The sequence below is a fragment of the Streptococcus equinus genome (assembly GCF_049393735.1).
Lineage (GTDB): Bacteria > Bacillota > Bacilli > Lactobacillales > Streptococcaceae > Streptococcus > Streptococcus equinus_G.
In genome coordinates this window covers 1,282,975-1,308,700 of sequence record NZ_CP185946.1, presented here as the reverse complement: position 1 = coordinate 1,308,700, position 25,726 = coordinate 1,282,975, and the positions used below count along the sequence as shown (strand labels likewise).

The window sequence follows — 25,726 nt, the reverse complement described above, 5'->3', positions numbered from 1 at the left end:
TATTTTGTCTAAAGAACAAAGTAAAGCTCTGTTTTATACACAGAGCAAAGATGAAACATTGGAAACTCTAAATTCATCACGTGAAGGTTTGTCTACAGCAGAAGCTCAAAAACGCTTGGACGAATACGGTCACAATGAACTTGACGAAGGTGAAAAACGTGGCTTGTTAGCTAAGTTTATCGACCAGTTCAAGGATTTGATGATTATTATCTTGTTGGTTGCAGCAGCACTTTCTGTTATCACAGAAGGTATGCACGGTTTAACTGATGCTTTGATTATTTTAGCCGTTGTTATTTTGAATGCTGCATTTGGTGTTTACCAAGAAGGTCAAGCAGAAGCGGCGATTGAAGCTCTTAAAGATATGTCAAGTCAAATCGCTCGTGTCCGTCGTGATGGTCATGTAGTGGAAATTGATTCACGCGAATTGGTTCCTGGTGATATTGTCATGCTTGAAGCTGGTGACGTTGTTCCAGCAGATATGCGACTTTTAGAAGCTGCATCACTGAAAATTGAAGAAGCAGCTCTTACAGGTGAATCAGTTCCAGTTGAAAAAGATTTGTCAGTTGAAGTACCTGCTGATGCTGGAATCGGCGACCGTGTAAACATGGCTTACCAAAACTCAAACGTTACTTACGGACGAGGTGTTGGTGTCGTTGTTAACACAGGTATGTACACTGAAGTTGGTAAAATTGCTGACATGCTTGCCAACGCTGATGAAACAGATACACCACTTAAACAAAGTTTGAACCAATTGTCTAAAGTATTGACATACTTGATTGTTGGTATCGCTGCTGTTACTTTCCTTATCGGTGTTTTTGTTCGAGGAGAAGCTCCACTTAATGGTTTGATGGTTGCCGTAGCACTTGCCGTAGCAGCTATCCCAGAAGGACTTCCAGCTATTGTGACAATTGTTTTGTCAATGGGAACAACAACACTTGCTAAACGTAATTCAATTGTTCGTAAATTGCCAGCTGTTGAAACACTTGGTTCTACAGAAATCATTGCATCAGATAAAACTGGTACATTGACAATGAACCAAATGACCGTTGAAAAAATTTACACAAACGGAGAATTGCAAAGCTCTGCAAGTGAGATTGCATCTGATAATAACACACTTCGTGTTATGAACTTTGCAAATGATACAAAAATCGATCCAAATGGTAAATTGATTGGTGACCCAACTGAAACAGCACTTGTTCAATTTGGTCTTGATCACAGCTTTGACATTCGTGAAGTATTGAAAGAAGAACCACGTGTGGCAGAATTGCCATTTGATTCTGATCGTAAGTTGATGTCAACTATCCACAAAGAAGCTGACGGAAAATATTTTGTCGCTGTTAAAGGTGCGCCAGACCAACTTCTTAAACGTGTGACTCGTATCGAAGAAAATGGTCAAGTTCGCGACATCACTGCGGCAGAAAAAGAAGCTATTCTTAATGTCAATAAAGACCTTGCTAAACAAGCTCTTCGTGTTTTGATGATGGCTTACAAATATGTTTCTGAAGTTCCAAATCTTGAATCAGAAATTGTTGAAGCTGATTTGATTTTCTCAGGTCTGGTCGGAATGATTGACCCAGAACGTCCAGAAGCAGCTAAAGCCGTAGCAGTTGCTAAAGAAGCTGGTATTCGTCCAATCATGATTACTGGTGACCACCAAGATACAGCGGAAGCAATTGCCAAACGTCTGGGTATCATCGAAGATGATGGTGAAGACCATGTCTTTACAGGTGCTGAACTAAATGAATTGTCTGACGAAGAATTCCAAAAAGTCTTCAAACAATACTCAGTTTATGCGCGTGTATCTCCTGAACACAAAGTTCGTATCGTTAAAGCTTGGCAAAATGAAGGTAAAGTTGTAGCCATGACAGGTGACGGTGTTAACGATGCGCCATCACTTAAAACAGCAGATATCGGTATTGGTATGGGTATTACTGGTACTGAAGTATCTAAAGGTGCTTCAGATATGGTTCTTGCTGATGACAACTTTGCAACAATTATTGTTGCGGTTGAAGAAGGACGTAAAGTCTTCTCTAACATCCAAAAATCAATTCAATACCTTCTATCAGCCAACATGGCAGAAGTATTTACAATTTTCTTTGCTACTTTGTTTGGTTGGGATGTTCTTCAACCAGTACATCTTCTTTGGATTAACTTGGTAACTGATACACTACCAGCGATTGCACTTGGTGTTGAACCTGCTGAACCAGATGTGATGACTCACAAGCCTCGTGGTCGTAAATCAAACTTCTTTGATGGTGGGGTTATGGGAGCCATTATCTATCAAGGTATCTTCCAAACATTGCTTGTTTTAGGTGTCTATGCTTGGGCATTGATGTTCCCAGAACACGCCTCAAATCGCATGATGCACGAAGATGCGTTGACAATGGCATTTGCAACACTTGGTCTCATCCAATTGCTTCATGCCTTTAACGTAAAATCTGTTTACCAATCAATTTTTACTGTTGGTGCATTCAGAAATAGAACCTTTAACTGGGCAATTCCAGTAGCCTTCCTTCTTTTGATGGTGACTATTGCAGTGCCTGGATTTAACCAACTCTTCCATGTATCACACTTGAGTGTTACTCAATGGTTGGCTGTTATTGTGGGAAGTCTTTTGATGGTTGTTCTTACAGAAATTGTAAAAGCTATTCAACGTCTACTTGGACAAGACGAAAAGGCTATTTAAAAAATATCATGAAAGTCAGGCTGCATATAGCAGTCTGATTTTTATTTTCTGAAAAATGTTTGAAAGTTTTATGGTAGAATATTTTCAGGAGGCTGTCATGATTAAAGCAATTATATTTGACATGGATGGTGTTTTATTTAACACTGAGAGTTTTTATTTTAAACGACGTGAAGCATTTTTGGCGAGCAAGGGAATTTCTATCAAGCATTTACCACCTAAATTTTTCGTCGGTGGTCGTATCGATCAATTTTGGGAAAAAATTTTAGGTGACAAGATTTCTGATTATGATACCAAAGCTTTGGAGGCTGAATACACTGCTTATAAAAACGTTCATCGACCAGATTACAAGAGCTTGGTTTTCTCTGATGCTAAGACAGTTTTAGCAGAGCTGAAAGCTAAAGGATTTGTTTTAGCATTGGCTTCAAATACTGTTCGTAGTGATGTCGAAGCTGCTTTGACAAAATGCGGATTAATCGAATATTTCACATATATTTTGACAGGAGATGATTTTACAGAAGGTAAGCCAAATCCTGCCATTTATAATGCCGCATGTGCCAAGTTAAGGTTTGATAAAGATGACATTGTTATAATTGAGGATAGCCAAAAAGGTATTCAAGCAGGAGTAGCTGCAGGCGTTCGTGTCATTGCCATTCGAGATAAAGAGTTTGGTGTTGATCAATCAAAAGCAAGTATTTTGGTTGATAATTTGACAGAAGCTATGCAAGTGATTGACAAAGAATCTTAATAATTTTGTGAATTGCTAGCAATGGTAGGAAATAGCAATTTTAAGGGCTTTATGGTAAAATAGAAAGACAGTAATAGAACTATGTAAACTTGATAATCAAGGATAGTTTTAGAGGTTCGGCAAGCGCTGTGAAAGAGGAACTTTTCTTAGAACTTCGGTGTTCTTCGTCGAATTCCTATTTTCATCTCGCTTTCTTGACGGACTAAATATCTTAATTAATTGAACACGTTCTACGAGCTGTGCAAAAAAGATAATTTTTCCTAGAGCCTAAGAGCTCTTCGTCAAAATTCCTATTTTTGCTTTGCTCGTTTAACGAACTTAGTATCTTAATAAAAAGGAGTTATCTCATGGAAGTGGCTGAAATCCGCCAAAAAATAGTAGAAAATCAAGAGAAGTTGACTAGCTTCAGGAGGTCTCTTTGACTTAGATCGTTTGGAAGAAGACATTGCGCTTCTTGAAAACAAAATGACTGAGCCAGACTTTTGGAACGACAACATTGCAGCACAAAAAACTTCTCAAGAGTTAAATAGTTTGAAACAAACTTATGAGACATTTAATGAAATGCAAGAGTTGTCAGATGAAACAGAGCTTTATTTAGAAATGCTAGATGAAGATGATTCTATTCAATCTGAGTTGGAAGAAACTCTCGAAAAACTTGATAAAATCATGACAAGTTATGAAATGACTCTTCTCTTGTCAGAACCTTATGACCGTAACAACGCCATCTTGGAAATTCACCCAGGTTCAGGTGGTACGGAAGCTCAAGACTGGGCTGATATGCTTTTCCGCATGTACACACGTTACGGAAATGCTAAAGGGTTCAAAGTTGAAACCCTTGATTATCAAGCAGGTGATGAAGCAGGTATCAAGTCAGTGACACTTTCTTTTGAAGGACCAAATGCTTATGGTCTTTTGAAATCAGAAATGGGTGTTCACCGTTTGGTGCGTATCTCACCATTTGACTCTGCAAAACGCCGTCACACATCATTCTCTTCAGTTGAAGTAATGCCGGAATTGGATGATACTATTGAAGTTGAAATTCGTGATGACGATATTAAAATGGACACTTTCCGTTCAGGTGGTGCTGGTGGACAAAACGTCAACAAGGTTTCTACCGGTGTTCGTTTGACTCACATTCCAACAGGAATCGTTGTAGCATCTACGGTAGACCGTACACAATATGGTAACCGTGACCGCGCTATGAAAATGTTGCAAGCTAAACTTTATCAATTAGAACAAGAGAAAAAAGCACAAGAGGTTGATGCTCTTAAAGGTGATAAAAAAGAAATCACATGGGGTAGCCAAATTCGTTCTTATGTCTTCACTCCTTATACAATGGTTAAAGACCACCGTACTGGATATGAAGTTGCTCAAGTTGATAAAGTCATGGATGGTGACATTGATGGTTTCATCGACGCTTTCTTGAAATGGCGTATTGATTAACTAAAAAGTAAAATTTTAGGATAACAAAATCGTAAAGGAAAATACAAATGGCATTAATTGAAATGAAAGGCGTAACGAAAAAGTATCGCCGCTCAACAACTGCTTTGAGAGATATTAACGTATCTGTCAACCCAGGTGAATTTGTTTATATTGTTGGTCCTTCTGGTGCCGGTAAATCTAGCTTTATTAAATTGCTTTATCGCGAAGAAAAAGTTACTTCAGGAACGCTTAAAGTTGGAGAATTTGACCTTACAAAACTTAAAAAACGTCAAATCCCAATTTTACGTCGTAGCATTGGTGTAGTCTTCCAAGATTATAAACTACTTCCTAAAAAGACAGTTTTTGAAAATGTTGCTTACGCAATGCAAGTTATTGGTGAAAAACCACGCGAAATCAAAAAACGTGTTCCAGAAGTACTTGAATTGGTTGGCTTAAAACACAAAATGCGTTCATTCCCAGGTCAATTATCTGGTGGTGAACAACAACGTGTTGCGATTGCGCGTGCAATTGTTAACAATCCAAAAGTTTTGATTGCTGATGAACCGACTGGTAACCTTGATCCAGAAATTTCATGGGAAATCATGCAATTGTTAGAACGTATTAACCTTCAAGGAACAACAGTTCTAATGGCAACTCACAACAAACAAATCGTTGATAACCTTCGTCACCGCGTTATTGCTATCGAAGAAGGAAAAATTGTACGTGATGAAGAGGAAGGAGAATACGGATATAATGATTAGAAATTTTTTCCGCCATTTGTGGGAATCCATTAAAAGTTTGAAACGTAATATTTGGATGACCATTGCTTCAGTCAGTTCAGTTGCAATTACCCTAACTTTGGTTGGTATCTTCGCTGCTGTTTTGATGAACGTTGAAAAAGTCGCTCAAGGTATTGAAAATAACATCCAAATCAATGTTTACTTGGATGTGAACTCAGCAGATAACTCTGAGACTAAGACAAACGAAGTTGGTGAAACAGTTCAAAACGATTCATTCCACCAAGTCTATGATCACATTAGTGCAATTTCTGGTGTAAAATCTGTTACTTTCTCAAGTAAAGATGACCAATTAGCTAAACTAAAAGAAACTTACGGTGATGACTGGGCAATGTTTGATGGTGATTCAAACCCACTTCAAGATGTTTATATCGTAGAAGCAACCTCAGCTTCAAAAGTTAAAAAAATTGCTAAGAAGATTTCAAATATTGAAGGTGTTGAATCAGTTGACTACGGTGGTTCAAACTCAGACCAACTCTTCAAAGTTTCTAAATTCATCCGTACATGGGGATTTGCAGGAACAATTCTTCTTGTAATCATTGCTATCTTCTTGATTTCAAATACAATTCGTATGACTATCATGTCTCGTCATCGTGATATCGAAATCATGCGTTTGGTTGGTGCTAAGAACTCTTACATCCGTGGCCCATTCTTCTTTGAAGGTGCTTGGGTTGGACTTCTTGGGGCAATCGTACCATCAATTATTATTTACTTTGCATACAAAGCTGTGTATGCTTCAGTAAATCCACAATTTGAAGTTCAAGGTTTAACATTGTATCCTGCTGATTCATTTGTTCCAATGCTTATTGGAGCTATGTTCTGTGTGGGAATTATCATCGGATCAGTTGGTTCAGTGATTTCAATGCGACGTTATCTTAAAATTTAATATAAAAAAACAACTTCTGATTTCAGAAGTTGTTTTTAGTTTATAAAGTTTGATGTGGCAGCTGCTATTTGTTTTTCTTGATTTTTTTGAGAGATTGTTGCATTGCCGTCTTTTGATTGGTGACCATAGTCTCCAAATTCGCTGTGATTTCCACCAGAAATAGATAAGTAAGTTGTGTCGCTTGGTAGTCTCTTTTTAGCGGACTTATACTGGTCCCATTTAAGAACCTTGTCATTGCTAGCTGTGATTGATAAGACTTTTAAATGACGTTTAGACAAATCAACTTTTTCTGAAGGGTAGCTTGCAAGTAAGATTAAGCCAGAAATATTATCTGATTTTGCAGTACCCGCATTCATACAAGCAACGACGCCACCAAGTGAGTGCCCAGCAAGATAAACATTTTTTAGTTTTTTAGCCTTGATGATAGACAATGCTTTCTGACTTGAAAGGACTGGCAGATTCAGTGGTGTTTTCAAAATATAGACGTCATAGCCTGATTTTGATAAGTCTTTTGCTAAGCCAGCGTAGGCTTTCTCTTCGACAAGAGCACCTTGATAGAAAACAATATTTGCTTTTGTGCTCCCTTTACTTTCAAAGAATAGATAGTCTTTTGTGATTTTAGCGGATTTAGCAGCTGCCATAGAGCTTTTGTGTGCTTGGTAGGTTTTGTGGCGAATAAAGCCAAGACCTAAAGCAAGCAGTGCTGCTAAACAAACTAAAAAGTAGAGTAGAAATTTTTTTAGTTTTTTCATAATGCGTTAAAATATGGATTAAAATTCTTTTCATGTGCGATAGTCGTTTCGCGACCATGTCCAGGGTAAACAGTAAAGTGATTAGGTAAGGTGAACAATTCAGACTTAATGCTTTCAAGGAGTTGATTAGCATTTCCAGTCGGTAAATCGGTACGTCCAATAGTTTCACGAAAAAGAGCATCACCTGTTAAAACGACCTCGTCATCTGGAAAGACTAGAGATACACTTCCCCATGAGTGTCCAGGTGTCATGCGTGCTTGAAAACGAAAGCCAGCCAAGTTGTAATCATCAGTGTATTGAAAATGGTATTCTGCTGGTTTTAAAATAATATCGTCCATGTCGGCGTGACGGTCGAGCCCTGAGAAGTTATCTTTAGGTGAATAAAGCCAAGACGCTTCCTTCTCAGAAATATAAACAGGTGGGTGACCAAAAGCATCGCGAATCACATCAACTCCCATGATATGGTCATAATGAGCGTGTGTGAGCAAAATGGCAGCAACTGGTTTATCAAGTGACTGAATTTTTTCTTTGATTTTATCAGTATCGCTACCAGGGTCAACAACGATGATTGCTTGGTTATTGACCAATAAATAAGTGTTTTCACGTGCAACGTGATTTAGTAATCTAAAAATCTTCATAAAAAAAGTTTATCAAAAAACTTTTGAAAAGTCATACAATGTCATTTCTCAAAAATTCTCTTTTCCTGTATTTATCATTTGGATTAGGTGAATGTCTATGCTAAAAATGGTATAATTTAAATGTTATGATGCAAGTTAATTCTCAAAAATATGCTGTTGTTGATTTGGAGGCTACAGGTGCTCACGCAATGGCAGAAATTATTCAGGTTGGCATTGTCATTATTGAAAATAATAAAATTGTGAAGACTTATCAAACGGATGTTAATCCGCATGAACCACTCACTGAACATATCATTAATTTGACAGGGATAACTGATGAACAGTTGGCTAAAGCGCCAGATTTTTCACAGGTTGCCCAAAAGATATACAACATGATTTCAGATTGTGTTTTCGTTGCTCACAATGTAAAATTTGATGCCAATCTTTTAGCAGAAAAATTATTTTTAGAAGGCTACGAATTGCGTACGCCGCTTGTCGATACGGTTGAGTTATCACAGGTCTTTTATCCGACCCTTGAAAAATACACTTTAGGTCATTTGGCTGATGTTTTGCAACTTGATTTGACAGATGCGCATACGGCTATTTCAGATGCTTATGCAACAGCTCAGCTATTGTTAAAACTAAAAGAAAAAATGGCAAGCATGCCAAAAGAGCTTCTAGAGCAACTTTTGCCTTTGGCTGATAATCTTGTGTTTGAAACAGGAATGCTGGTTGAAGAAGGTTTTAAAAAAGCTAAGGTCATGTCGAAAAAGGATTACCAAGAAGTTGGTGGTATCATTTTACGACAACTCAAAGAGCTTGGTAGTGAACGCAAGATGTCAGATGATTTTGAGCTTAATATGGCACTTTTGGGTTTGGATGCGCGCAAGAAGCAAAAGCAATTTGCTCAGCTGGTAAAAGATGATTTTCAGTCGTCTAAGGTTTCATTTTTAGAAGCACAAGCAGGACTTGGAAAGACTTATGGCTATTTGTTACCACTTTTACAATTGGCTCAGGATGAACAAGTTATTGTTTCAGTGCCGACGAAGATTTTGCAAGACCAGATTATGGCAAATGAAGTCAAGCATCTTCAGGATGTTTTCCATACATCTTGTGCGTCAATTAAGGGTCCTGGAAATTATATTAAACTAGATAGTTTTGCGCAAAGTCTACGCCATGAAGGTGATAATCGTCTGGTCAATCGCTATAAAATGCAACTTCTGGTCTGGTTAACAGAGACTCTCACTGGAGATTTGGATGAAATCAGACAAAAGCAACGCTATGAAGCTTATTTTGAACAGATTAAGCACGATGGTAACTTGAGCGAGAAATCATTGTTCAAAGATGTTGATTTTTGGAACCGTAATTATGAAAGAGCTAAACAAAGCAAACTTTTGATTATCAATCATGCTTATTTCTTAGAGCGTGTTCAGGATGACAAGGCTTTTGCGGCAAATAAAATCTTGGTTTTTGATGAAGCTCAAAAATTAATTTTGAACCTAGAACAATTTTCACGTCGTCGTGTGAACGTTACTCAACTCGTTCAAAAACTTGAAAAGCATTTAGATTCTGCGCTTCCAACTCTTGAAAAACGCTTGATTGAAAGTCTTTCTTTCCAATTAACTCACTTGGCAACACGTTTTTATCAAAATCAAGAAGTCTATGTGACAACTGAGGATGCTAGAAAATTAGAGCAAGCTGTCAATGAACTCTTGGCTGTTAATGCTGATTGGCGTTACCTTTGTTTAGAGGATTTGATGGGCTTATTTGTGCAGCCATTTACTGATTTTTGGTTTGAGACAAGTTATGAAAATGAAAAACGTCAAACTTACTTGAATGCAAGTAGTGATGAGCTTTTGAACTTCCAAGAATTTCTACCAGAAACTCGAAAAACGTATATGGTTTCAGCTACGCTACACATTAGTCCTCAAGTTAGTCTTGCTGATTTGCTTGGTTTTGAGCAGTATCATTACATGAGCATTGCGCGTGATAAGAACAGCTCACAACGTATTTGGGTTGATGAAGAAATGCCAAATGTTGCTGAGATTTCAGAAGAAGAGTATGCTTCTGTGATTGCTGAGCGAATTTATCAAATTAGACAGCTAGATGATCGAATGTTGGTTCTGTTCAATTCTAAGCAAGCTATGTTTGATGTCTCTGAACGTTTAGATGAGATGGATTTGCACCATTTGACTCAGGAGAAAAATGGTACCGCCTATAATGTTAAACGTCGTTTTGAGCGTGGTGAAAGTCACATTCTTCTTGGAACAGGTGCTTTCTGGGAAGGAGTAGATTTTGTTCAATCAGATAAGATGATTGAAGTTATTACTCGACTACCGTTTGAAAATCCAAACGATTTATTTGTTCAGAAAATCAGTAACCATTTGTTAGCGCAAGCTAAATCACCTTTTAATGATTATTCTTTACCTCTTGCGATTTTAAAACTCAAACAAGCCATTGGTAGAACCATGAGACGGGACAATCAACGTTCGGCTGTGCTTCTACTTGATTCGCGAATTTTGACAAAATCGTACGGAAAAACAATCAGTGACTCATTATCTGAAGAATTTTTCATTTCTCATCAAAAATTTTCAAAGAGTCTCACTGAAATAAAGAATTTTCTGCTATAATAAAAGGGATAAACAAAAAGGGAGAAGTAAATGAAAAAATTAACACCAGTAAAACAGTATTTACTCGGTTTTAGCTTGATTTTATTAGTTCTCTTGATTTCTGCTGCAACAGTTTTGTTTTTAGCAATGAAACCAAGACTAAGCGCAGAAAAAGTGGCGACTCAAGTAGCCATTGATACAGCTGATTTGGTACAGACATCTTCTGTTGACCTTTATAATGGTTCTAAGACTTATTACAGTGTTTATGGAACTACGGCTTCTGGTGATCAGAAGATTGTTTCTGTGGGTGAAGACAATGGTAAGGTATTTGTCTATTCTGTAAACGACGGAATCAGTCGCAAAGAAGCTGAGCAAGTAGCTGCAGCAAACGGAGCAACTGGTATTTCAAAAGTTGTTTATGGTATTGATGGAAAGACACCAATTTGGGAAGTCACTGCTACTGATGGTTATTACCTTGTTAACTTTGAAACAAGTGAGCTCGTGAAGAAGGAGGGCATATGACAAACTTATCAAATCGCGTGTTGAACATGGAAGAAAGTGTGACTTTAGCGGCAAGTGCGCGTGCCAAAGCCTTGAAAGCACAAGGTCGTGATGTATTATCACTGACTTTAGGAGAACCAGATTTTGTAACTCCTAAAAATATCCAAGATGCTGCAATTGAAGCAATTCAAAATGGTAAAGCTAGCTTTTACACTGTTGCTTCAGGTCTCCCAGAATTGAAGGATGCTATCAATAATTACATGGAAAATTTCTACGGTTACTCAGTTAATCGTAATCAAATTGTTGTAGCAACAGGTGCAAAATTTATTCTTTATACTTTCTTTACAACTGTTCTTAATCCAGGCGATGAAGTTATTATTCCAACACCATGTTGGGTGTCTTATGTCGATCAAGTTAAAATGGTTGATGGTGTTCCTGTAACTGTTCAAACGACTGAAGAAAATCATTTCAAAGCGACTGTTGAACAGTTAGAAGCAGCTCGTACTGATAAAACAAAAGTTCTATTGTTGAATTCACCATCTAATCCAACTGGTATGATTTATAGCCGAGATGAATTAGAAGTAATCGGTAATTGGGCAGTTGAGCACAACGTTTTGATTCTAGCAGACGACATTTATGGTCGATTGGTTTATAATGGTAATGAGTTCACACCGATTTCATCAATTTCTGAGGCTATCAGAAATCAAACAGTTGTTGTTAACGGTACTTCAAAAACTTATGCCATGACTGGTTGGCGTGTTGGTTTTGCGGTTGGTAGTGAAGAAATCATTTCTGGTATGGCAAAAGTTATTAGCCAGACAACTTCAAACCTTACTGCTGTTTCTCAGTATGCTGCTATTGAAGCATTTACTGGCCCACAAGATTCTATCGAAGAAATGCGTCAAGCTTTCGAAGAACGTCTTAATACGATTTACCCATTGCTTTGTGAAGTTCCAGGTTTTGAAGTCATCAAACCTCAAGGTGCTTTCTATCTTTTCCCTAACGTGAAAAAAGCAATGGAAATGAAAGGTTACACTGATGTGACTGCCTTTACGACAGCTATTCTTGAAGAAGCAGAAGTAGCTCTTGTTACTGGTGCAGGCTTTGGTGCGCCTGAAAATGTTCGTTTGAGTTATGCAACTGATTTGGATACCTTGAAGGAAGCCGTAAGACGATTGAAAGTCTTCATGGAAAACTAAGATGTCCAAAAAGCGAAAATTTCTAATTGTGCTAGTAGCTCTTTTAGGAATCATTGGAGTTGGACTGGGTATTCATTTTAAGCCAGAATCTCCAGAGCTAACCAAAGTTGGTGATTACGCTGTTAAATCAGATGGTATGAACTTTGAGATTGATTTAGCAAGTAATGCAACAACAGGTTATAGCTGGTCAGCTAGAGATGTGGATGAGCAATATTACAATTTAGATGATATTGTTTATCAAGCTTATCCTAGTAAAAATGTTCATGTTGGTTCTGGTGGTTATTGTCGACTTGTTGGAAAAGTCAAAAAAGCTGGACAAGGCCAGTTCAATTTAATTTACTGCCGAGATTGGGATAGTGGTAAGCCAAAGCTGACTTATCGTGTCACCATTAGTAGCACAAAAACTAAAATTAGTAAGATTAAACTGACAGAAATGTCAGAGTAATATTTGAAAAGAGGAATTATGTCTAAAGATTACGTATCAATTATTGATGTTAAAAATCATGTTGGCGAAGAAGTCACAATTGGGGCTTGGGTCGCTAACAAATCAGGAAAAGGGAAAATTGCTTTCTTACAACTTCGTGACGGGACAGCGTTCTTCCAAGCAGTTGCTTTCAAACCAAACTTCATCGAAAAATATGGTGAAGAAGAAGGAACTGAAAAATTCAACACAATTAAACACCTTAGCCAAGAAACTTCTATCCTTATCACAGGTATCGTTAAAGAAGATTCTCGTTCAAAATTTGGTTACGAACTTGATGTGACTGACCTTAAAATTGTTGGTCATTCAGAAGATTACCCAATCACACCAAAAGAACACGGTACTGATTTCTTGATGGATCACCGTCACTTGTGGTTGCGTTCACGTAAACAAATGGCTATCATGCAAATCCGTAACGCTATTATCTATGCTACTTACGATTTCTTTGATAAAAATGGTTTCATCAAATTTGATAGTCCAATCTTGTCAGGAAACGCTGCTGAAGATTCAACAGAATTGTTTGAAACTGACTACTTCGGTACACCTGCTTACTTGAGCCAATCAGGTCAATTATACCTTGAAGCTGGTGCTATGGCACTTGGTCGTGTATTTGACTTTGGTCCTGTATTCCGTGCTGAAAAATCTAAAACTCGTCGTCACTTGACAGAGTTCTGGATGATGGATGCTGAATACTCATTCCTTTCACACGAAGAATCTCTTGATCTTCAAGAAGCTTACGTAAAAGCTCTTATTCAAGGTGTTCTTGACCGCGCTCCTCAAGCACTTGAAATCTTGGAACGTGACGTTGATCTTCTTAAAAAATACATTGCAGAACCATTCAAACGTGTATCTTACGATGATGCTATCGATCTTCTTCAAGAACACGAAAATGACGAAGATGCTGATTACGAACACTTAGAACACGGTGATGACTTTGGTTCACCACACGAAACATGGATTTCGAACTACTTTGGTGTACCAACATTCGTTATTAACTACCCTGCAAGCTTCAAAGCATTCTACATGAAACCAGTTCCTGGTAACCCAGAACGTGTACTTTGTGCTGACCTACTTGCACCAGAAGGATACGGAGAAATCATCGGTGGTTCAGTACGTGAAGATGACTATGACACACTAGTAGCTAAAATGGATTCTCTTGGTATGGATAAATCAGAATATGAATTCTACCTTGACCTTCGTAAATACGGTTCAGTGCCACACGCTGGATTCGGTATTGGTATCGAACGTATGGTAACATTCGTAGCTGGGACTAAACACATCCGTGAAGCAATTCCATTCCCACGTATGCTACACCGTATTAAACCTTAATAGAAATCAATTTATAATAAAAGCCAAACCTTTTGTGGTTTGGTTTTTTGTTTTGAAATCGTTATTTTTTGTAAAGAAATTGTAAGAATTTCTTTTCCCTCCTTTAAGTTTTATTTGTTACTATAATAAAGGAGGTAGTAAACATGATGACTTATATCACGGAGATTGCCTTTTATGACTCTATTTTTTCAGTCACATTAGAATTAGCGAAAGTATCAAATGCACTTTTAAAAACGATAAAAAATAGAGTAAGACTTGTTGAGAATGAATTAAAGACATGGGGAGATAGCACATCAAAGCTACTTCGAATGTCATCCAATGTTGAACAATTTTATAAAAGGCTTTTTATGCGTGCCATGCAGAAACATTTTTCAGATTTAGGAGAGGACAAAGCAGTTCTTTCCATCACATGCTGTAAAAAGAACTAAAAAATGCCCAGCTATTTTTGATAGCTGGGCTTATTTATTAATTATTTACTTTTTTCATCATGATGCTTGGCGCAAATGATTTAAGTGATTTGATGATAGTGAGAACAAGGACAAGGCTGATTAGTCGATCTGCATAATCAGTAATGGCTTGTACAAGTACAAGACTTGCAGTCAAATCAATGCCTAAGCCGTGAAGAATTTGCGCCAAAATACCTGAACCACTTGATGTAATACCGTGGAAGAGGATAACTGTGATACTTGATGAGACGATTGTACCTGGAAGTGAAACAAGTAGGCTCTTCCAGATTAAGTCTCTTGATTTAGTTGATTCTTTAACGAGAAAACCTGTGATAAAGGCTGCGACGATAGCAACAGGTGCAAAGTAGATGGCAAAAATATCTGTAGTCATCCAGCTGATAAGAGCACTGATGATTGCTGCTCCAGCACCAAGCCAAGGTCCAAAGACAACTGCAACGAGTAATGTTCCAATCATATCAAGGTAGATTGGTAAGCGTAGGAAAAGTGCGATATTTGCACCAATATAGTTAATAGCGATAGCAATTGCCATAAAAGAGATAATACGAGTAGATGTGTTTTTCATGATTTAACTTTCTAACTGTAGATTTTTTAGATCATCTTGAATGATATCTTTTTGTGCATCTAAAAGTACGGTTAGAAAATCTTCCCAGAATAAACTTGGGTTTACTTGTGTTAAAATTGTGCTGTTTTTAGTTTTGTGGTAAAAATCATACTCATCAACCACTGTTTGACCAAGTGCAATACCGTCAGTAACGACATCCGTATAGGCATCAAAACCTGAGCACACTTCGCTATTGATAAAATAGGCTAGCGCAAGCGGATCATTAATGACACAGCCGATGATATGCTCGTATTCCCAATGAAAATCAAAATAAAAACGGGTAATTTTAGTGATGAATGCTGTCATTTCAGTGTTAATACGATTCATATATTCTAAGTGATTTGGTGTCAATACAATGTGACGTGTGACATCAAGGCCAACCATTTCGAGTTTACAGCCTAATTTTTCAAAAGTGATTTGAGCTGCATGTGGGTCACACCAATAGTTGTACTCGGCTACCGGAGAACAATTTCCGTGTGATTTGAAATTTCCACCCATGCTGACAAAGCGGTGACAGTTTTTGCCAAGGTTAGGGTTAATCTCAAGAGCTTTAGCAATATTTGTTAAAGGACCAAGAGCGATGATGGATGTATTTTGTGGTTCTTTAAAATAGTCTGCTAAAAAGCTTTCTGCAGATAGTTCTTGAGCTTGGTGATTGCCTTTAAGTTGAATGTAGGTTTCTCCTAAGCCGTCCATACCGTGAGTATCTTGAGCAGAAACGTAGTCACGTTTTATAGGGGCACTTGCTCCTTGATAAACAGGGACATCAAGACGATTGAGGAGTTCAAGGGTAGTAAAAGTATTTTTTACACCGAGGTCAGTCGGACAATTTCCAGCAACAATAGTAATAGCAACAACTTCAAGTTGAGGATGTTTTAAAGCATAAAGCAGTGCCAAAGTATCGTCAATTCCTGGATCACAGTCGATAATAATTTTTTGTCTTTTCATGTTTCCTCCTTTCTTAGAAAATTTGATAGAAAATAAAAAGCAGCCTTGTTTTTAAAAAAACAAAGCCACACAAAAACAAGCCCTAAAAAGGCATGTCTATTTGTAGATAGCTAGTTTTTTATTCTGGGAGTTTTCGAACCAGTCCAAAAGTAGTACTTTTGATTATGCACGCCTACTATTATATAAACATTTTTGACATTTGTAAACATTTGAAAAAAGATTGAATTTCTTTGTTAAGAAGCTTGAATTTTCTGAATATTGTGATATAATAATTCCAATCTATTTGAGAGAAGGTGAAAGTTCATGGCGAAAACAATTCATACGGACAAAGCGCCCGCGGCAATTGGTCCTTATGTTCAAGGAAAAGTCGTTGGTAATTTCCTTTTTGCTTCAGGTCAGGTCCCCTTGTCACCTGAAACAGGCGAAGTTATCGGTACAACTATTCAGGAACAAACCAAACAAGTCCTTAAGAATATTTCTGCTATTTTAGCAGAAGCTGGTACTGATTTTGATCACGTCGTCAAAACAACTTGCTTCTTAAGTGACATGGATGATTTTGTTCCATTTAATGAAGTGTACGCGACAGCCTTTAAGGCTGATTTTCCAGCGCGCTCTGCTGTTGAAGTTGCTCGTTTGCCAAAAGACGTCAAAGTGGAAATTGAAGTCATCGCTTATCTCGACTAGATGTTCTATTATATTATTTGACCATGAAAAAAGTTCGCTACTCTCTCAGCGAACTTTTTTCGTTTTATTTTGCATTTACAGTGTTTTGCATTTTTTTAGCTGTTGTCATCATTAAGCGAATACGATTCAATTGGTTAACTTCTGATGAACCTGGGTCGTAATCGATTGGTGAGATGTTAGCACCTTTGAATTGACGGCGCAATTCTTTTAGCATCCCTTTACCGACGATGTGGTTTGGAAGGCACCCAAATGGTTGAAGACAGACAATATTTTTAACACCGTTATTGAGCAGTTCAATCATTTCACCTGTTAAGAACCAACCTTCACCAGTGTGGTTACCGATTGAGATGACATTTGAAGCACCTTTTGCGATGTCGTAGATTGACTCAATACCTTCAAAGCGTTCAGATTTTTCGAGAGCTTTGTTCATTGGTTTTTCAAGGAGATTGATAGCATCAATTCCAAGTTTTGCAAAACCTTTTGCTTTTTTACTCATATTGAGCTCGTCAGCTTTCCAAATTTGGTTGAAAAGCGAGTAATTCATAAAACCGATGAGGTCTGGAACAACGGCTTCACCACCTTCATTTTCGATGATAGCAACAATATCGTTGTTGGCAGTTGGAGCGTATTTGACGAGAATTTCTCCGACGACTCCAACGCGTGGTTTTTGTCCAAAATCAACAGTTTCAAGTGTATCGAATTCTTTAATGATTTGTTTCATATTGTGGTTGAATTCAAAGTATGAGCCTGTTTTAACGTTTTTACGGGCAATTTCTAGCCATTTATGATAAAGAGCATTAGCAGAGCCTGGGACAGCTTCGTAAGGGCGAACGCGGTAAAGAACACGTTCAAAGAGATCTCCGTAGAGAACACTAATGAGCAGGCGTTTGACAAATGGAAGAGTGATGTTCCAGCCTGGTGTTTCTTCTGTACCTTGATTTCCCATTGAAATTGAAACGACAGGAATTTGAGGGTAACCAGCATCTTTGAGAGCCTTACGCAAAAGCGGAATGTAGTTAGTTGCACGGCAACCGCCACCAGTTTGGGTCATCATGACACTGGTATTGTTGAGGTCGTATTTTCCACTTTGAAGTGCTTCAATCAGCTGACCGATAGTGATAATTGCAGGGTAGCAGGCGTCATTATGGACGTATTTTAAGCCGACATCAACAGCTTTTCTATCCATAGCAGGCAAAATCACAACGTTGTAGCCAGCTTGTTTGAAGGCTTCCTCAATAAGTCCATTTTGGTGAATTGGAGAAAGCATTGGCATTAGAAGCGTGTGTTTTTTCTTCATTTCTTTAGTGAAGACAGGTTCTTTAACCTCTTCAACATCAGCAGAGCTGTTAAATTGTGGTGCTTGGTTGAAAATGTGGTCAAGATTTGCTTTTTTAGCTTTCTTATCACGTTCTTCAACAGCGGCTTTGAGAGAGCGAAGTCGAATGCGGATAGCACCGAGGTTGCTTCCTTCATCAATTTTTAGAACAGTGTAGAGCTTGTTGTGAGCTCGCATGATTTCTTCAACTTGGTCAGTTGTTACGGCATCAAGTCCGCAACCAAAGCTGTTTAATTGGACAAGTTCAAGGTTTGGGTTTTTAGAGACGACTTTGGCAGCTGCGTAAAGTCGAGAGTGATAAACCCACTGATTAACAACACGGAGTCCTGCAACTTCTTCGAGACCAGAAACCATATCTTCAGTTAGAACGTGGAAGCCTTCTTGCGTGATGATGTTTGCGATACCGTGGTTGATTTCTGGGTCAAGGTGATATGGACGACCAGAAAGAACAATGGCTTTTTCGTTATTTAGCGCTAAGCGGCTAAGAAGTTCATCAGCTTTATCTTGTAAATCTTTTTTGAAATCAGCAAGGACTTGATAGCCGTGTTCGACAGCTTTACGGATATCATCAACAGTAATGTCATCGTAGCTACTAAAGCTTTTAGCAAGTGATTTCACAACAGATTCGTGGTCAGCAAGGTTGACAAATGGATGGAAATACTTGACTTCACCGTTGCGGATTGGGTCCATATTTTTTTCGATAACTTCTGGATAGCTTTGAACGATTGGACAGTTGTAGTGATTAGGTGCTTTGCTGTTTTCAATTTGTTCGTAAATGACACTTGGATAGAAAATAGCATCGACTTTACGGTCGATTAAGCTTTGAATGTGACCGTGAACCATTTTTGCAGGATAGCAGACAGTATCACTAGGAATTGTTTCAATTCCTTTTTCAAATAAGCGTTTGTCGGATTTTGGAGAAATTTGAACACGAAAACCAAGGTCAGTTAAAATAGTGTGCCAGAGAGGGTAATTTTCATACATGTTAAGCACACGAGGAACACCGATGACACCATGTACAGCATCTCGTTTTGAAAGTGTTTTGAATTTAAAGAGCTTTTTATATTTGTAATCAACGAGATTTTCTTTTTTATTTGAACGGTCAAATTTAATTTTTGTGACTTTTTCAGCACCGCGTTCACAACGGTTACCAGTGACGAATTTTGAACCGTCGTTAAAGATTGTTACGGTTAGAGCACAGTTATTTTCACACATCCCACAACGTGTGAATTCTTTTTGAGTGGTAAATTGATCAAGTTCATCAAGCCCCATCAAACTAGAGTGTGTGCGATTTTTTTCAAGTAATGTCTCAGGCATGCAAATCTCCTTTTACTGAAGTGGCAAGTTCTACTGCGGGTTTCGCTGCAGCAATTTCGTCATTATATTTTTCTTGTGCGATGATAGCACAGCCATATGCTCCCATTAATCCAGCGATACTTGGTCGAACAACCTCGCGTTCACTAACGAGCTCAAAGGCACGAAGTACAGCTTCGTTGTAGAATGTGCCACCCTGAACGACGATTTTTTCACCTAAATCTTCAGGACGTTTAAGTTTGATAACTTTGTAAAGTGCATTTTTGATGACAGAATATGATAAGCCTGCAGAGATATCAGCAACTGTTGCACCTTCTTTTTGCACTTGTTTAACTTTTGAGTTCATGAAAACAGTGCATCGTGAGCCAAGGTCAACTGGGTGTTTAGCAAGAAGTGCGACTTTGGCAAAATCTTTAACATCATATTTTAGCGATTTGGCAAATGTTTCGATAAATGAACCACAACCTGAAGAGCAAGCTTCGTTTAGCTGGATACTTGATAAAGCACCATCACGAACACTCATAGCTTTCATATCTTGACCACCAATATCAAGGATAAAATCAACACCTGGGTTGAAGTAGTTGGCTGCTTTAAAGTGAGCAACGGTTTCAACTTCACCGTAATCAACGTGCAGCGCAGCTTTTATCAGATTTTCACCGTAACCTGTCACGCATGAACGTGCGATAAAGGCATCTTGAGGGAGTTGGTGGTAAAGTTCTTTTAAGATTGAAATGACATTTTCAAGAGGTTGTCCTTGGTTATTGCCATAATGTTGGAATAAAATAGCGCCATCTGGGTCAGTTAGAACGACTTTTGAAGTTGTTGAACCAGCGTCGATTCCAAGGAAAAGTGGACCAGAAGCAAAAGCAATGTCTTTGTATTCAACACTTGCTTCATTGTGACGAGCACGCCAAGTGTCAAGTTCTGCTTGGTCTTTGAAAAGAACATCGAGCGTATTTTTAGGAACAAGAGATGTTGATGTGTTAGTTTCCAGATTTTGAATGATTTCAGACAAAGTAATCTGAACTTGATTTTCATCAAGAGCAGCTCCCATTGCAACAAAGAGTTGAGGGTTTTCAGGGAAAATCACGTTTTCTGGTTTGATATCAAGTGTTTCAATGAAACGTTGGCGTAGTTCACTCATGAAGAAGAGTGGTCCACCAAGAAAGGCGATATTTCCAGTGATTTTACGCCCAGAAGCTAACCCTGCAATTGTTTGGTTGACAACGGCTTGGAAAATAGAAGCAGCAATATCTTCTTTTCTAGCACCTTCGTTAATCAAAGGTTGGACATCAGTTTTGGCAAAAACACCACAACGACTGGCAATTGGATAGATGGTTTCGTAGCCTTTGGCTAATTCGTTGACGCCATTGGCATCAGTTTTCAAAAGTCCAGCCATTTGGTCAATGAAGGCACCTGTACCACCAGCACATGTCCCATTCATACGTTGTTCAAGTGTGTCACCAAAGAAAGTCATCTTGGCATCTTCACCACCAAGTTCGATGACAACATCGGTTTGAGGGATGAATTTTTCAACGGTAGTAGTAGCTGCGATAACCTCTTGGACAAATGGAATTTTGGCAACATCTGCTAAGCCCATTCCACCAGAACCAGTTATGGCAATACTGACCTTGTGATTACCAATTTCTGAGATAGCTTCGTTTAAAACTTTTATGGTAGCTGTTTTGACGTCTGAGAAGTGACGTTCATAGCGTGAAAATAACAACTGATAATTCTCGTCGAAAATGACAACTTTGACGGTTGTCGATCCGACATCTATACCTGCTTTATACATAAAAATACCAAAAGTGTTAGAAAATGATAGATAATATTATTCCTAAAAAATGATATTATCTAGCAACGAATAATATAGTTACGTCGGCTGTTCTTTAACACTATTTCAATCCTTTCTTACGATATCTAACACAGTGTTAATGTCACAACAAGTTGTTGCTTATTCAACAGAGTGTTTGTTATAATAGTATTATAAAACACTCATTGTCAATTGCAATCGCTAATTTTGGGCGTTGTGTTGTTTAAGCAACACATTCCCGACAATCTGTTGTTTATCTCGGGAGGTGTCGCTGTGAAATTTACTGATATTCGCTATTTGAGAACTGAAAAATTAATTTTTGATGCATTTGCTAAATTGCTTAGTGAGAAGCCTTATGAGAAAATCACTGTACAAGATATTGCTGATGAAGCTATGATTAATCGTGCGACATTCTATGCTCACTATGCTGATAAAGATGACCTTCAACAAGGTATTCAAAAACAAGTTTTGCAGCAAATGTCGGACATGATTGATGCAGCTCAGATTGCAACTGGAGAGCGAGTCAAGGTTAAAAGAGCTGAAAAACTTTTGACAGAATTTTATCATGGTTTGGAGAGAAACTCGGCAATCGCGAAAATTGTCTTAAAAAGTATTTCTCAAGAAGTCATGCAAGAAAATTTCGGGCGTTTGATGCACGAAAAATATGACCATTTATTAGAAAAATTAAATGTCACAGAATCTGGCGAGCAAGTTCCAACAGAATTTATCGTGGCTTATCTTACAAGTATCTTCTCAGGAACCTTATTCTGGTGGATAAAATCAGATTTTTCGATGCCAGCAAAAGAACTAGCACGTTTAGTTTTGACTTTGATTAGTAATGGTCATTTAACTGTCATGGGAGTTATTATTGATCGAGAAGATTAGTGGAAAAAGGGCTGAGAAATCAGCTTTTTTGTTTTATTTTTGATATAATGTAACAGACAGAAAGAAGGATTGTATGAGTCAAAAAAAGCTTTTGCAAGATTGTATTGATAATTGCTATTATCCAGTTGAAGAGGGAGTTTTTTTATATTCACTGGATATTAGAATGCAAGAGATTGTCAGGCGACAGTATCCTGATTTAGAAAGAGATGCTTTTATTAGCAATAAGAATCTGACTTACTTTCGCCTTCTTTTTTTAGAAGAGATTATTGAGAAAGCTAATCGTAAAAATGATTGCGTCCGTGAGGCAGTGTGTGATGCGGCAAAACATCAAGGGTATACGGCGCTGGATGTTCAAGATCAATTGGATCGAAAGATTACGTTTGGACAACGAATCGCTGATGATGTCGCACGTTTTGGAGGTTCGTGGACGTTCATTATTACCTTTATTTGTTTTATGGGAGCTTGGATGGCTTTAAATGTCATAAAACCTTTTGGCATTGCTTTTGACAAGTACCCATTTATTCTATTGAATCTTGCTTTATCAACGCTTGCAGCGATTCAAGCGCCATTGATTATGATGAGTCAAAATCGTGCATCAGATTATGACCGCTTGCAAGCAAAGAATGATTACAATGTTAACAAAGTCTCAGAAGAAGGAATTCGATTACTGCACACCAAGCTCGATCACTTGGTTCAGCAAGATCAATCAGATTTATTGGAAATTCAAAAATTACAAACGGAAATGCTTGCTTCTCTAACAAAGCAGCTGGTCAGTATGCAAGAAGAGCAGGTTCGTTTGATGGGTCAAATTGAAAAAATGAGAGGGAGCGAAGAAAATGTCTGATAAAGAAATTAATTTGGTTATTGTGACAGGGATGAGTGGTGCTGGTAAAACAGTTGCTATCCAATCCTTTGAAGATTTAGGCTATTTTACTATTGATAATATGCCGCCAACATTGGTGCCAAAATTTATTGAATTAGTTGAGAAAACAAGTGACAATAATCGTGTTGCTCTCGTTGTTGACATGCGTAGTCGTCTCTTTTTCAATGAAATTAATTCAGTCCTTGATAAAATTGATTCAAATCCAAAAATTGATTTCAAGATTTTATTCTTGGATGCAACAGATGGTGAGCTTGTGGCACGTTACAAAGAAACGCGTCGTAGTCACCCACTAGCTGCTGATGGTCGTATTTTGGATGGTATCAAGTTGGAACGTGAACTCTTGGCACCTTTAAAAAACTTGAGTCAGAATGTTGTTGATACGACAGAATTGACACCGCGTCAATTGCGTAAAACTATTTCTGAACAATTCTCAAGTGATGAAAATCAAGTATCTTTCCGTATTGAGGTTATGAGTTTTGGTTTCAAATATGGTTTGCCACTTGATGCTGACTTGGTGTTTGATGTACGTTTCTTGCCAAATCCATATTACAAACCTGAGCTTCGTAATCAAACGGGTCTTGAAAAAGATGTGTATGACTATGTTATGAACCATGAAGAATCAGAAGATTTCTACCAACATCTGACAGGATTGATTAAACCAATTTTGCCTGGCTACAAAAAAGAAGGAAAATCTGTTTTAACGATTGCTGTTGGTTGTACAGGTGGTCAGCACCGAAGCGTAGCTTTTGCTCACCGCTTGGCTGAAGATCTTAAAGCAGATTGGGTGGTTAATGAAACTCACCGTGATAAAAATCGTCGCAAGGAGACTGTGAACCGTTCATGAGAAAACCTAGAATTACCGTTATCGGTGGAGGAACAGGAATTCCTGTTATTTTAAATAGTTTAAGGCACGAAGAAGTCGATATTACAGCCATCGTAACGGTTGCTGATGATGGCGGAAGTTCTGGAGCATTGCGTTCGGTAACGCAGATGACGCCACCAGGTGACCTTCGAAATGTTTTAGTTGCCATGAGTGATATGCCTAAGTTTTATGAAAAAGTTTTTCAGTACCGTTTTGCTGAGGGCGATGGGCTACTTGCCGGGCATCCACTTGGAAATCTAATCATTTCAGGAATCGCTGAAATGGAAGGCTCTACTTACAATGCCATGCAGATTTTGACAAAGTTTTTCCATGTAACAGGAAAGATTTATCCAGCAAGTGAAAATCCACTAACGTTGCATGCTGTTTTTAAAGATGGTCATGAGGTGGCAGGAGAGAGTCATATTGCGGATTATAAGGGCATGATTGACCATGTTTACGTTACAAATACTTACAATGATGAAGAGCCAACTGCGAGTCGTAAAGTTGTTAATGCTATCATGAATAGCGACATGATTGTACTTGGACCTGGGTCATTATTTACATCTATTTTGCCAAACCTAGTAATTCCAGAAATCAAGCAAGCTTTGATTGAAACTGATGCTGAGATTGCTTATGTTTGTAACATTATGACACAGTACGGTGAGACCGAGCATTTCACAGACGCTAATCACGTAGAAGTGCTTAATCGCCATATTGGTGAAAATGTGATTGATACAGTCCTAGTCAACATCGAAAAGGTGCCGCAAGATTATATGGATTACAATAAATTCGATGAATACTTAGTCCAAGTTGAACATGATTTTGCGGGACTTCGTAAGCAAGTTAAACGAGTGATTTCATCAGATTTTCTTCGTTTGGAAAATGGCGGAGCTTTTCACAACGGCGACTATGTCGTTCAAGAATTAATGGACCTTGTGAGGATTAAGAAGCGATGAGTTTTACAGTAAAAGTTAAAGAAGAATTGTTGAATTTATCGCGATTTGATAAGAGTGAGCTGTCAGCGATTATCAAAATGTCAGGAAGCCTGGGATTAACTTCTTCAGGCTTGACCTTGTCTATCACAACCGAAAATGCCAAGGTTGCTCGTCATATTTACGAGTTGATTGAAACCATTTATCACGTTCAACCTGAAATCAAATATCACCAAAAGACAAATCTCCGTAAAAATCGTGTTTATAACGTTTTTGTTGCTGAGAATGTCAGAGAAATTTTGACAGACCTGCAGTTGGCAGATTCGTTCTTTGGTATTGAGATGGGGATTACCCCAACGATTTTAGATGATGACGATAAGGGGCGCGCTTATTTGCGCGGAGCCTTTCTTGCAACAGGAACTATTCGTGATCCTGAATCAGGGAAATATCAGCTAGAGATTTTTTCTGTTTATCAGGACCACGCCGAAGACTTGGCTAACTTGATGCGAAAATTTATCCTTGATGCCAAGGTTATTGAGCATAAAAATGGTGCGGTGACCTATCTTCAAAAAGCTGAGGATATCATGGATTTCTTGATTGTCATCGGTGCCATGGAATGCAAAGAGATTTTTGAGGAAGTTAAGATTATGCGTGAGACGCGTAATGACGTCAATCGTGCCAATAATGCTGAGACTGCTAATATCGCAAAGACAGTAACAGCAAGCATGAAGACAATCAACAACATCATCAAAATCATGGATACTGTTGGTCTTGAAACACTTCCGATTGAGCTTCAGCAAGTTGCAAAAATCCGTGTTGAGAACCCAGACTACTCAATCCAGCAGATAGCTGACCACTTGGAAGGTACCCTAACAAAGAGCGGTGTTAATCACCGACTTCGCAAAATCAATAAAATCGCAAATGAATTATAAAAAAGCTCAGCCCTAGCTGAGCTTTAAAGTTAACATAATATTATG

Annotated in this window: 23 protein-coding genes and 1 riboswitch; of the genes, 17 read left to right on the top strand and 6 right to left on the bottom strand. The window is 38.1% G+C overall.

The genetic code is table 11. The features are described 5' to 3' along the window. Positions 1–4: 4 nt before the first annotated feature. The 5 genes from ACNTMY_RS06470 to ftsX all read left to right on the top strand — a co-directional run bounded on the left by ACNTMY_RS06470 (position 5) and on the right by ftsX (position 6,536). Positions 5–2,686, top strand: a complete 2,682-nt coding sequence (locus ACNTMY_RS06470; protein WP_423215835.1) for a cation-translocating P-type ATPase — start codon at positions 5–7, stop codon at positions 2,684–2,686. Positions 2,687–2,783: 97 nt separating this feature from the next. Next, entirely contained in the window at positions 2,784–3,431 is a 648-nt protein-coding gene (locus tag ACNTMY_RS06465; protein ID WP_074479476.1) for an HAD family hydrolase, read from the top strand. A gap of 347 nt (positions 3,432–3,778) precedes the next feature. Continuing rightward, positions 3,779–4,874, top strand: a protein-coding gene (gene prfB / locus ACNTMY_RS06460; protein ID WP_099046262.1) for a peptide chain release factor 2 whose coding sequence is annotated in 2 segments (ribosomal slippage) — positions 3,779–3,850 and positions 3,852–4,874 — 1,095 coding nt in all. Because the reading frame shifts where the segments join, the coding sequence is not laid out codon by codon here. A 47-nt stretch (positions 4,875–4,921) separates the two neighbouring features. After that, positions 4,922–5,614: a cell division ATP-binding protein FtsE gene (ftsE, locus tag ACNTMY_RS06455; RefSeq protein WP_423215834.1), complete on the top strand. Its 693-nt coding sequence runs from the start codon at positions 4,922–4,924 to the stop codon at positions 5,612–5,614. Then, positions 5,607–6,536, top strand: coding sequence for a permease-like cell division protein FtsX (ftsX, locus tag ACNTMY_RS06450; protein ID WP_423215833.1), 930 nt, complete (start codon positions 5,607–5,609; stop codon positions 6,534–6,536). The genes ftsE and ftsX overlap by 8 nt, the downstream gene beginning before the upstream one ends. 35 nt (positions 6,537–6,571) lie before the next feature. Here the strand turns inward: ftsX and ACNTMY_RS06445 are convergent, their stop codons facing one another. After that, complete coding sequence (locus ACNTMY_RS06445) at positions 6,572–7,288, bottom strand: alpha/beta hydrolase (RefSeq protein WP_423215832.1); 717 nt, start codon at positions 7,286–7,288, stop codon at positions 6,572–6,574. After that, positions 7,285–7,926 carry an MBL fold metallo-hydrolase gene (locus tag ACNTMY_RS06440; protein ID WP_423215831.1) on the bottom strand — a complete coding sequence of 214 codons (642 nt, stop codon included), beginning with the start codon at positions 7,924–7,926 and terminating at the stop codon, positions 7,285–7,287. The genes ACNTMY_RS06445 and ACNTMY_RS06440 overlap by 4 nt, the downstream gene beginning before the upstream one ends. Before the next feature lie 125 nt (positions 7,927–8,051). On the opposite strand from ACNTMY_RS06440, the gene ACNTMY_RS06435 reads away from it, so the two are divergent. The 6 genes from ACNTMY_RS06435 (at position 8,052) to ACNTMY_RS06410 (ending at position 14,452) form a co-directional block, all read left to right on the top strand. Beyond that, on the top strand, positions 8,052–10,535 hold the full coding sequence (locus tag ACNTMY_RS06435; RefSeq protein WP_423215830.1) for a bifunctional DnaQ family exonuclease/ATP-dependent helicase: 2,484 nt from the start codon (positions 8,052–8,054) through the stop codon (positions 10,533–10,535). Between the two features lie 30 nt (positions 10,536–10,565). Beyond that, positions 10,566–11,036, top strand: a complete 471-nt coding sequence (locus tag ACNTMY_RS06430) for a DUF5590 domain-containing protein (protein WP_182001254.1) — start codon at positions 10,566–10,568, stop codon at positions 11,034–11,036. Then, on the top strand, positions 11,033–12,214 hold the full coding sequence (locus tag ACNTMY_RS06425; protein WP_423215829.1) for a pyridoxal phosphate-dependent aminotransferase: 1,182 nt from the start codon (positions 11,033–11,035) through the stop codon (positions 12,212–12,214). Before ACNTMY_RS06430 ends, ACNTMY_RS06425 begins: the two co-directional genes overlap by 4 nt. A gap of 1 nt (position 12,215) precedes the next feature. Further along, on the top strand, positions 12,216–12,659 hold the full coding sequence (locus ACNTMY_RS06420) for a protease inhibitor I42 family protein (RefSeq protein WP_423215828.1): 444 nt from the start codon (positions 12,216–12,218) through the stop codon (positions 12,657–12,659). Between the two features lie 18 nt (positions 12,660–12,677). After that, complete coding sequence (gene asnS, locus ACNTMY_RS06415) at positions 12,678–14,024, top strand: asparagine--tRNA ligase (RefSeq protein ID WP_423215827.1); 1,347 nt, start codon at positions 12,678–12,680, stop codon at positions 14,022–14,024. 143 nt (positions 14,025–14,167) lie between these two features. After that, the gene (locus tag ACNTMY_RS06410) at positions 14,168–14,452 is read left to right on the top strand and encodes a carbonate dehydratase (RefSeq protein ID WP_423215826.1); all 285 of its coding nucleotides are present in this window, start codon (positions 14,168–14,170) and stop codon (positions 14,450–14,452) included. Positions 14,453–14,489: 37 nt separating this feature from the next. On the opposite strand, the gene ACNTMY_RS06405 is transcribed toward ACNTMY_RS06410, so the two are convergent. Both ACNTMY_RS06405 and ACNTMY_RS06400 read right to left on the bottom strand, forming a co-directional pair. Then, positions 14,490–15,053, bottom strand: a complete 564-nt coding sequence (locus tag ACNTMY_RS06405; RefSeq protein ID WP_423215825.1) for a LytS/YhcK type 5TM receptor domain-containing protein — start codon at positions 15,051–15,053, stop codon at positions 14,490–14,492. A gap of 3 nt (positions 15,054–15,056) precedes the next feature. Beyond that, positions 15,057–16,040, bottom strand: a complete 984-nt coding sequence (locus tag ACNTMY_RS06400; protein ID WP_423215824.1) for a nucleoside hydrolase — start codon at positions 16,038–16,040, stop codon at positions 15,057–15,059. A 104-nt stretch (positions 16,041–16,144) separates the two neighbouring features. Further along, a riboswitch (PreQ1 riboswitch) is annotated at positions 16,145–16,188 on the bottom strand. A gap of 155 nt (positions 16,189–16,343) precedes the next feature. On the opposite strand from ACNTMY_RS06400, the gene ACNTMY_RS06395 reads away from it, so the two are divergent. After that, complete coding sequence (locus ACNTMY_RS06395; RefSeq protein WP_004232636.1) at positions 16,344–16,724, top strand: RidA family protein; 381 nt, start codon at positions 16,344–16,346, stop codon at positions 16,722–16,724. A 64-nt stretch (positions 16,725–16,788) separates the two neighbouring features. Here ACNTMY_RS06395 and ACNTMY_RS06390 read toward each other — a convergent pair whose 3' ends face one another. Then, positions 16,789–19,377, bottom strand: a complete 2,589-nt coding sequence (locus tag ACNTMY_RS06390; RefSeq protein ID WP_423215823.1) for an acyl-CoA dehydratase activase-related protein — start codon at positions 19,375–19,377, stop codon at positions 16,789–16,791. Next, positions 19,370–21,169: an acyl-CoA dehydratase activase gene (locus ACNTMY_RS06385; protein WP_423215822.1), complete on the bottom strand. Its 1,800-nt coding sequence runs from the start codon at positions 21,167–21,169 to the stop codon at positions 19,370–19,372. The genes ACNTMY_RS06390 and ACNTMY_RS06385 overlap by 8 nt, the downstream gene beginning before the upstream one ends. Before the next feature lie 291 nt (positions 21,170–21,460). On the opposite strand from ACNTMY_RS06385, the gene ACNTMY_RS06380 reads away from it, so the two are divergent. The 5 genes from ACNTMY_RS06380 (at position 21,461) to whiA (ending at position 25,681) form a co-directional block, all read left to right on the top strand. Next, the gene (locus tag ACNTMY_RS06380) at positions 21,461–22,072 is read left to right on the top strand and encodes a TetR/AcrR family transcriptional regulator (RefSeq protein ID WP_423215821.1); all 612 of its coding nucleotides are present in this window, start codon (positions 21,461–21,463) and stop codon (positions 22,070–22,072) included. Positions 22,073–22,145: 73 nt separating this feature from the next. Next, positions 22,146–22,916 carry a DUF1003 domain-containing protein gene (locus tag ACNTMY_RS06375; protein ID WP_423215820.1) on the top strand — a complete coding sequence of 257 codons (771 nt, stop codon included), beginning with the start codon at positions 22,146–22,148 and terminating at the stop codon, positions 22,914–22,916. Beyond that, complete coding sequence (rapZ, locus tag ACNTMY_RS06370; protein WP_021142742.1) at positions 22,909–23,799, top strand: RNase adapter RapZ; 891 nt, start codon at positions 22,909–22,911, stop codon at positions 23,797–23,799. The genes ACNTMY_RS06375 and rapZ overlap by 8 nt, the downstream gene beginning before the upstream one ends. After that, complete coding sequence (locus tag ACNTMY_RS06365; protein WP_423215819.1) at positions 23,796–24,773, top strand: YvcK family protein; 978 nt, start codon at positions 23,796–23,798, stop codon at positions 24,771–24,773. The genes rapZ and ACNTMY_RS06365 overlap by 4 nt, the downstream gene beginning before the upstream one ends. Next, complete coding sequence (gene whiA, locus ACNTMY_RS06360; RefSeq protein ID WP_024343788.1) at positions 24,770–25,681, top strand: DNA-binding protein WhiA; 912 nt, start codon at positions 24,770–24,772, stop codon at positions 25,679–25,681. The genes ACNTMY_RS06365 and whiA overlap by 4 nt, the downstream gene beginning before the upstream one ends. Positions 25,682–25,726: the final 45 nt, after the last annotated feature.

Coding starts and splice junctions, on each gene's coding strand:
- whiA (WP_024343788.1), top strand. CDS start 24,770: ATGAGTTTTACAGTAAAAGTTAAAGAAGAATTGTTGAATTTATCGCGA.
- ACNTMY_RS06420 (WP_423215828.1), top strand. CDS start 12,216: ATGTCCAAAAAGCGAAAATTTCTAATTGTGCTAGTAGCTCTTTTAGGA.
- ACNTMY_RS06375 (WP_423215820.1), top strand. CDS start 22,146: ATGAGTCAAAAAAAGCTTTTGCAAGATTGTATTGATAATTGCTATTAT.
- ACNTMY_RS06390 (WP_423215823.1), bottom strand. CDS start 19,377: ATGCCTGAGACATTACTTGAAAAAAATCGCACACACTCTAGTTTGATG.
- ACNTMY_RS06425 (WP_423215829.1), top strand. CDS start 11,033: ATGACAAACTTATCAAATCGCGTGTTGAACATGGAAGAAAGTGTGACT.
- ACNTMY_RS06445 (WP_423215832.1), bottom strand. CDS start 7,288: ATGAAAAAACTAAAAAAATTTCTACTCTACTTTTTAGTTTGTTTAGCA.
- ACNTMY_RS06400 (WP_423215824.1), bottom strand. CDS start 16,040: ATGAAAAGACAAAAAATTATTATCGACTGTGATCCAGGAATTGACGAT.
- ftsX (WP_423215833.1), top strand. CDS start 5,607: ATGATTAGAAATTTTTTCCGCCATTTGTGGGAATCCATTAAAAGTTTG.
- ACNTMY_RS06385 (WP_423215822.1), bottom strand. CDS start 21,169: ATGTATAAAGCAGGTATAGATGTCGGATCGACAACCGTCAAAGTTGTC.
- asnS (WP_423215827.1), top strand. CDS start 12,678: ATGTCTAAAGATTACGTATCAATTATTGATGTTAAAAATCATGTTGGC.
- ACNTMY_RS06435 (WP_423215830.1), top strand. CDS start 8,052: ATGATGCAAGTTAATTCTCAAAAATATGCTGTTGTTGATTTGGAGGCT.
- ACNTMY_RS06410 (WP_423215826.1), top strand. CDS start 14,168: ATGATGACTTATATCACGGAGATTGCCTTTTATGACTCTATTTTTTCA.
- ACNTMY_RS06430 (WP_182001254.1), top strand. CDS start 10,566: ATGAAAAAATTAACACCAGTAAAACAGTATTTACTCGGTTTTAGCTTG.
- ACNTMY_RS06405 (WP_423215825.1), bottom strand. CDS start 15,053: ATGAAAAACACATCTACTCGTATTATCTCTTTTATGGCAATTGCTATC.
- rapZ (WP_021142742.1), top strand. CDS start 22,909: ATGTCTGATAAAGAAATTAATTTGGTTATTGTGACAGGGATGAGTGGT.
- ACNTMY_RS06440 (WP_423215831.1), bottom strand. CDS start 7,926: ATGAAGATTTTTAGATTACTAAATCACGTTGCACGTGAAAACACTTAT.
- ACNTMY_RS06465 (WP_074479476.1), top strand. CDS start 2,784: ATGATTAAAGCAATTATATTTGACATGGATGGTGTTTTATTTAACACT.
- ACNTMY_RS06365 (WP_423215819.1), top strand. CDS start 23,796: ATGAGAAAACCTAGAATTACCGTTATCGGTGGAGGAACAGGAATTCCT.
- ACNTMY_RS06395 (WP_004232636.1), top strand. CDS start 16,344: ATGGCGAAAACAATTCATACGGACAAAGCGCCCGCGGCAATTGGTCCT.
- ftsE (WP_423215834.1), top strand. CDS start 4,922: ATGGCATTAATTGAAATGAAAGGCGTAACGAAAAAGTATCGCCGCTCA.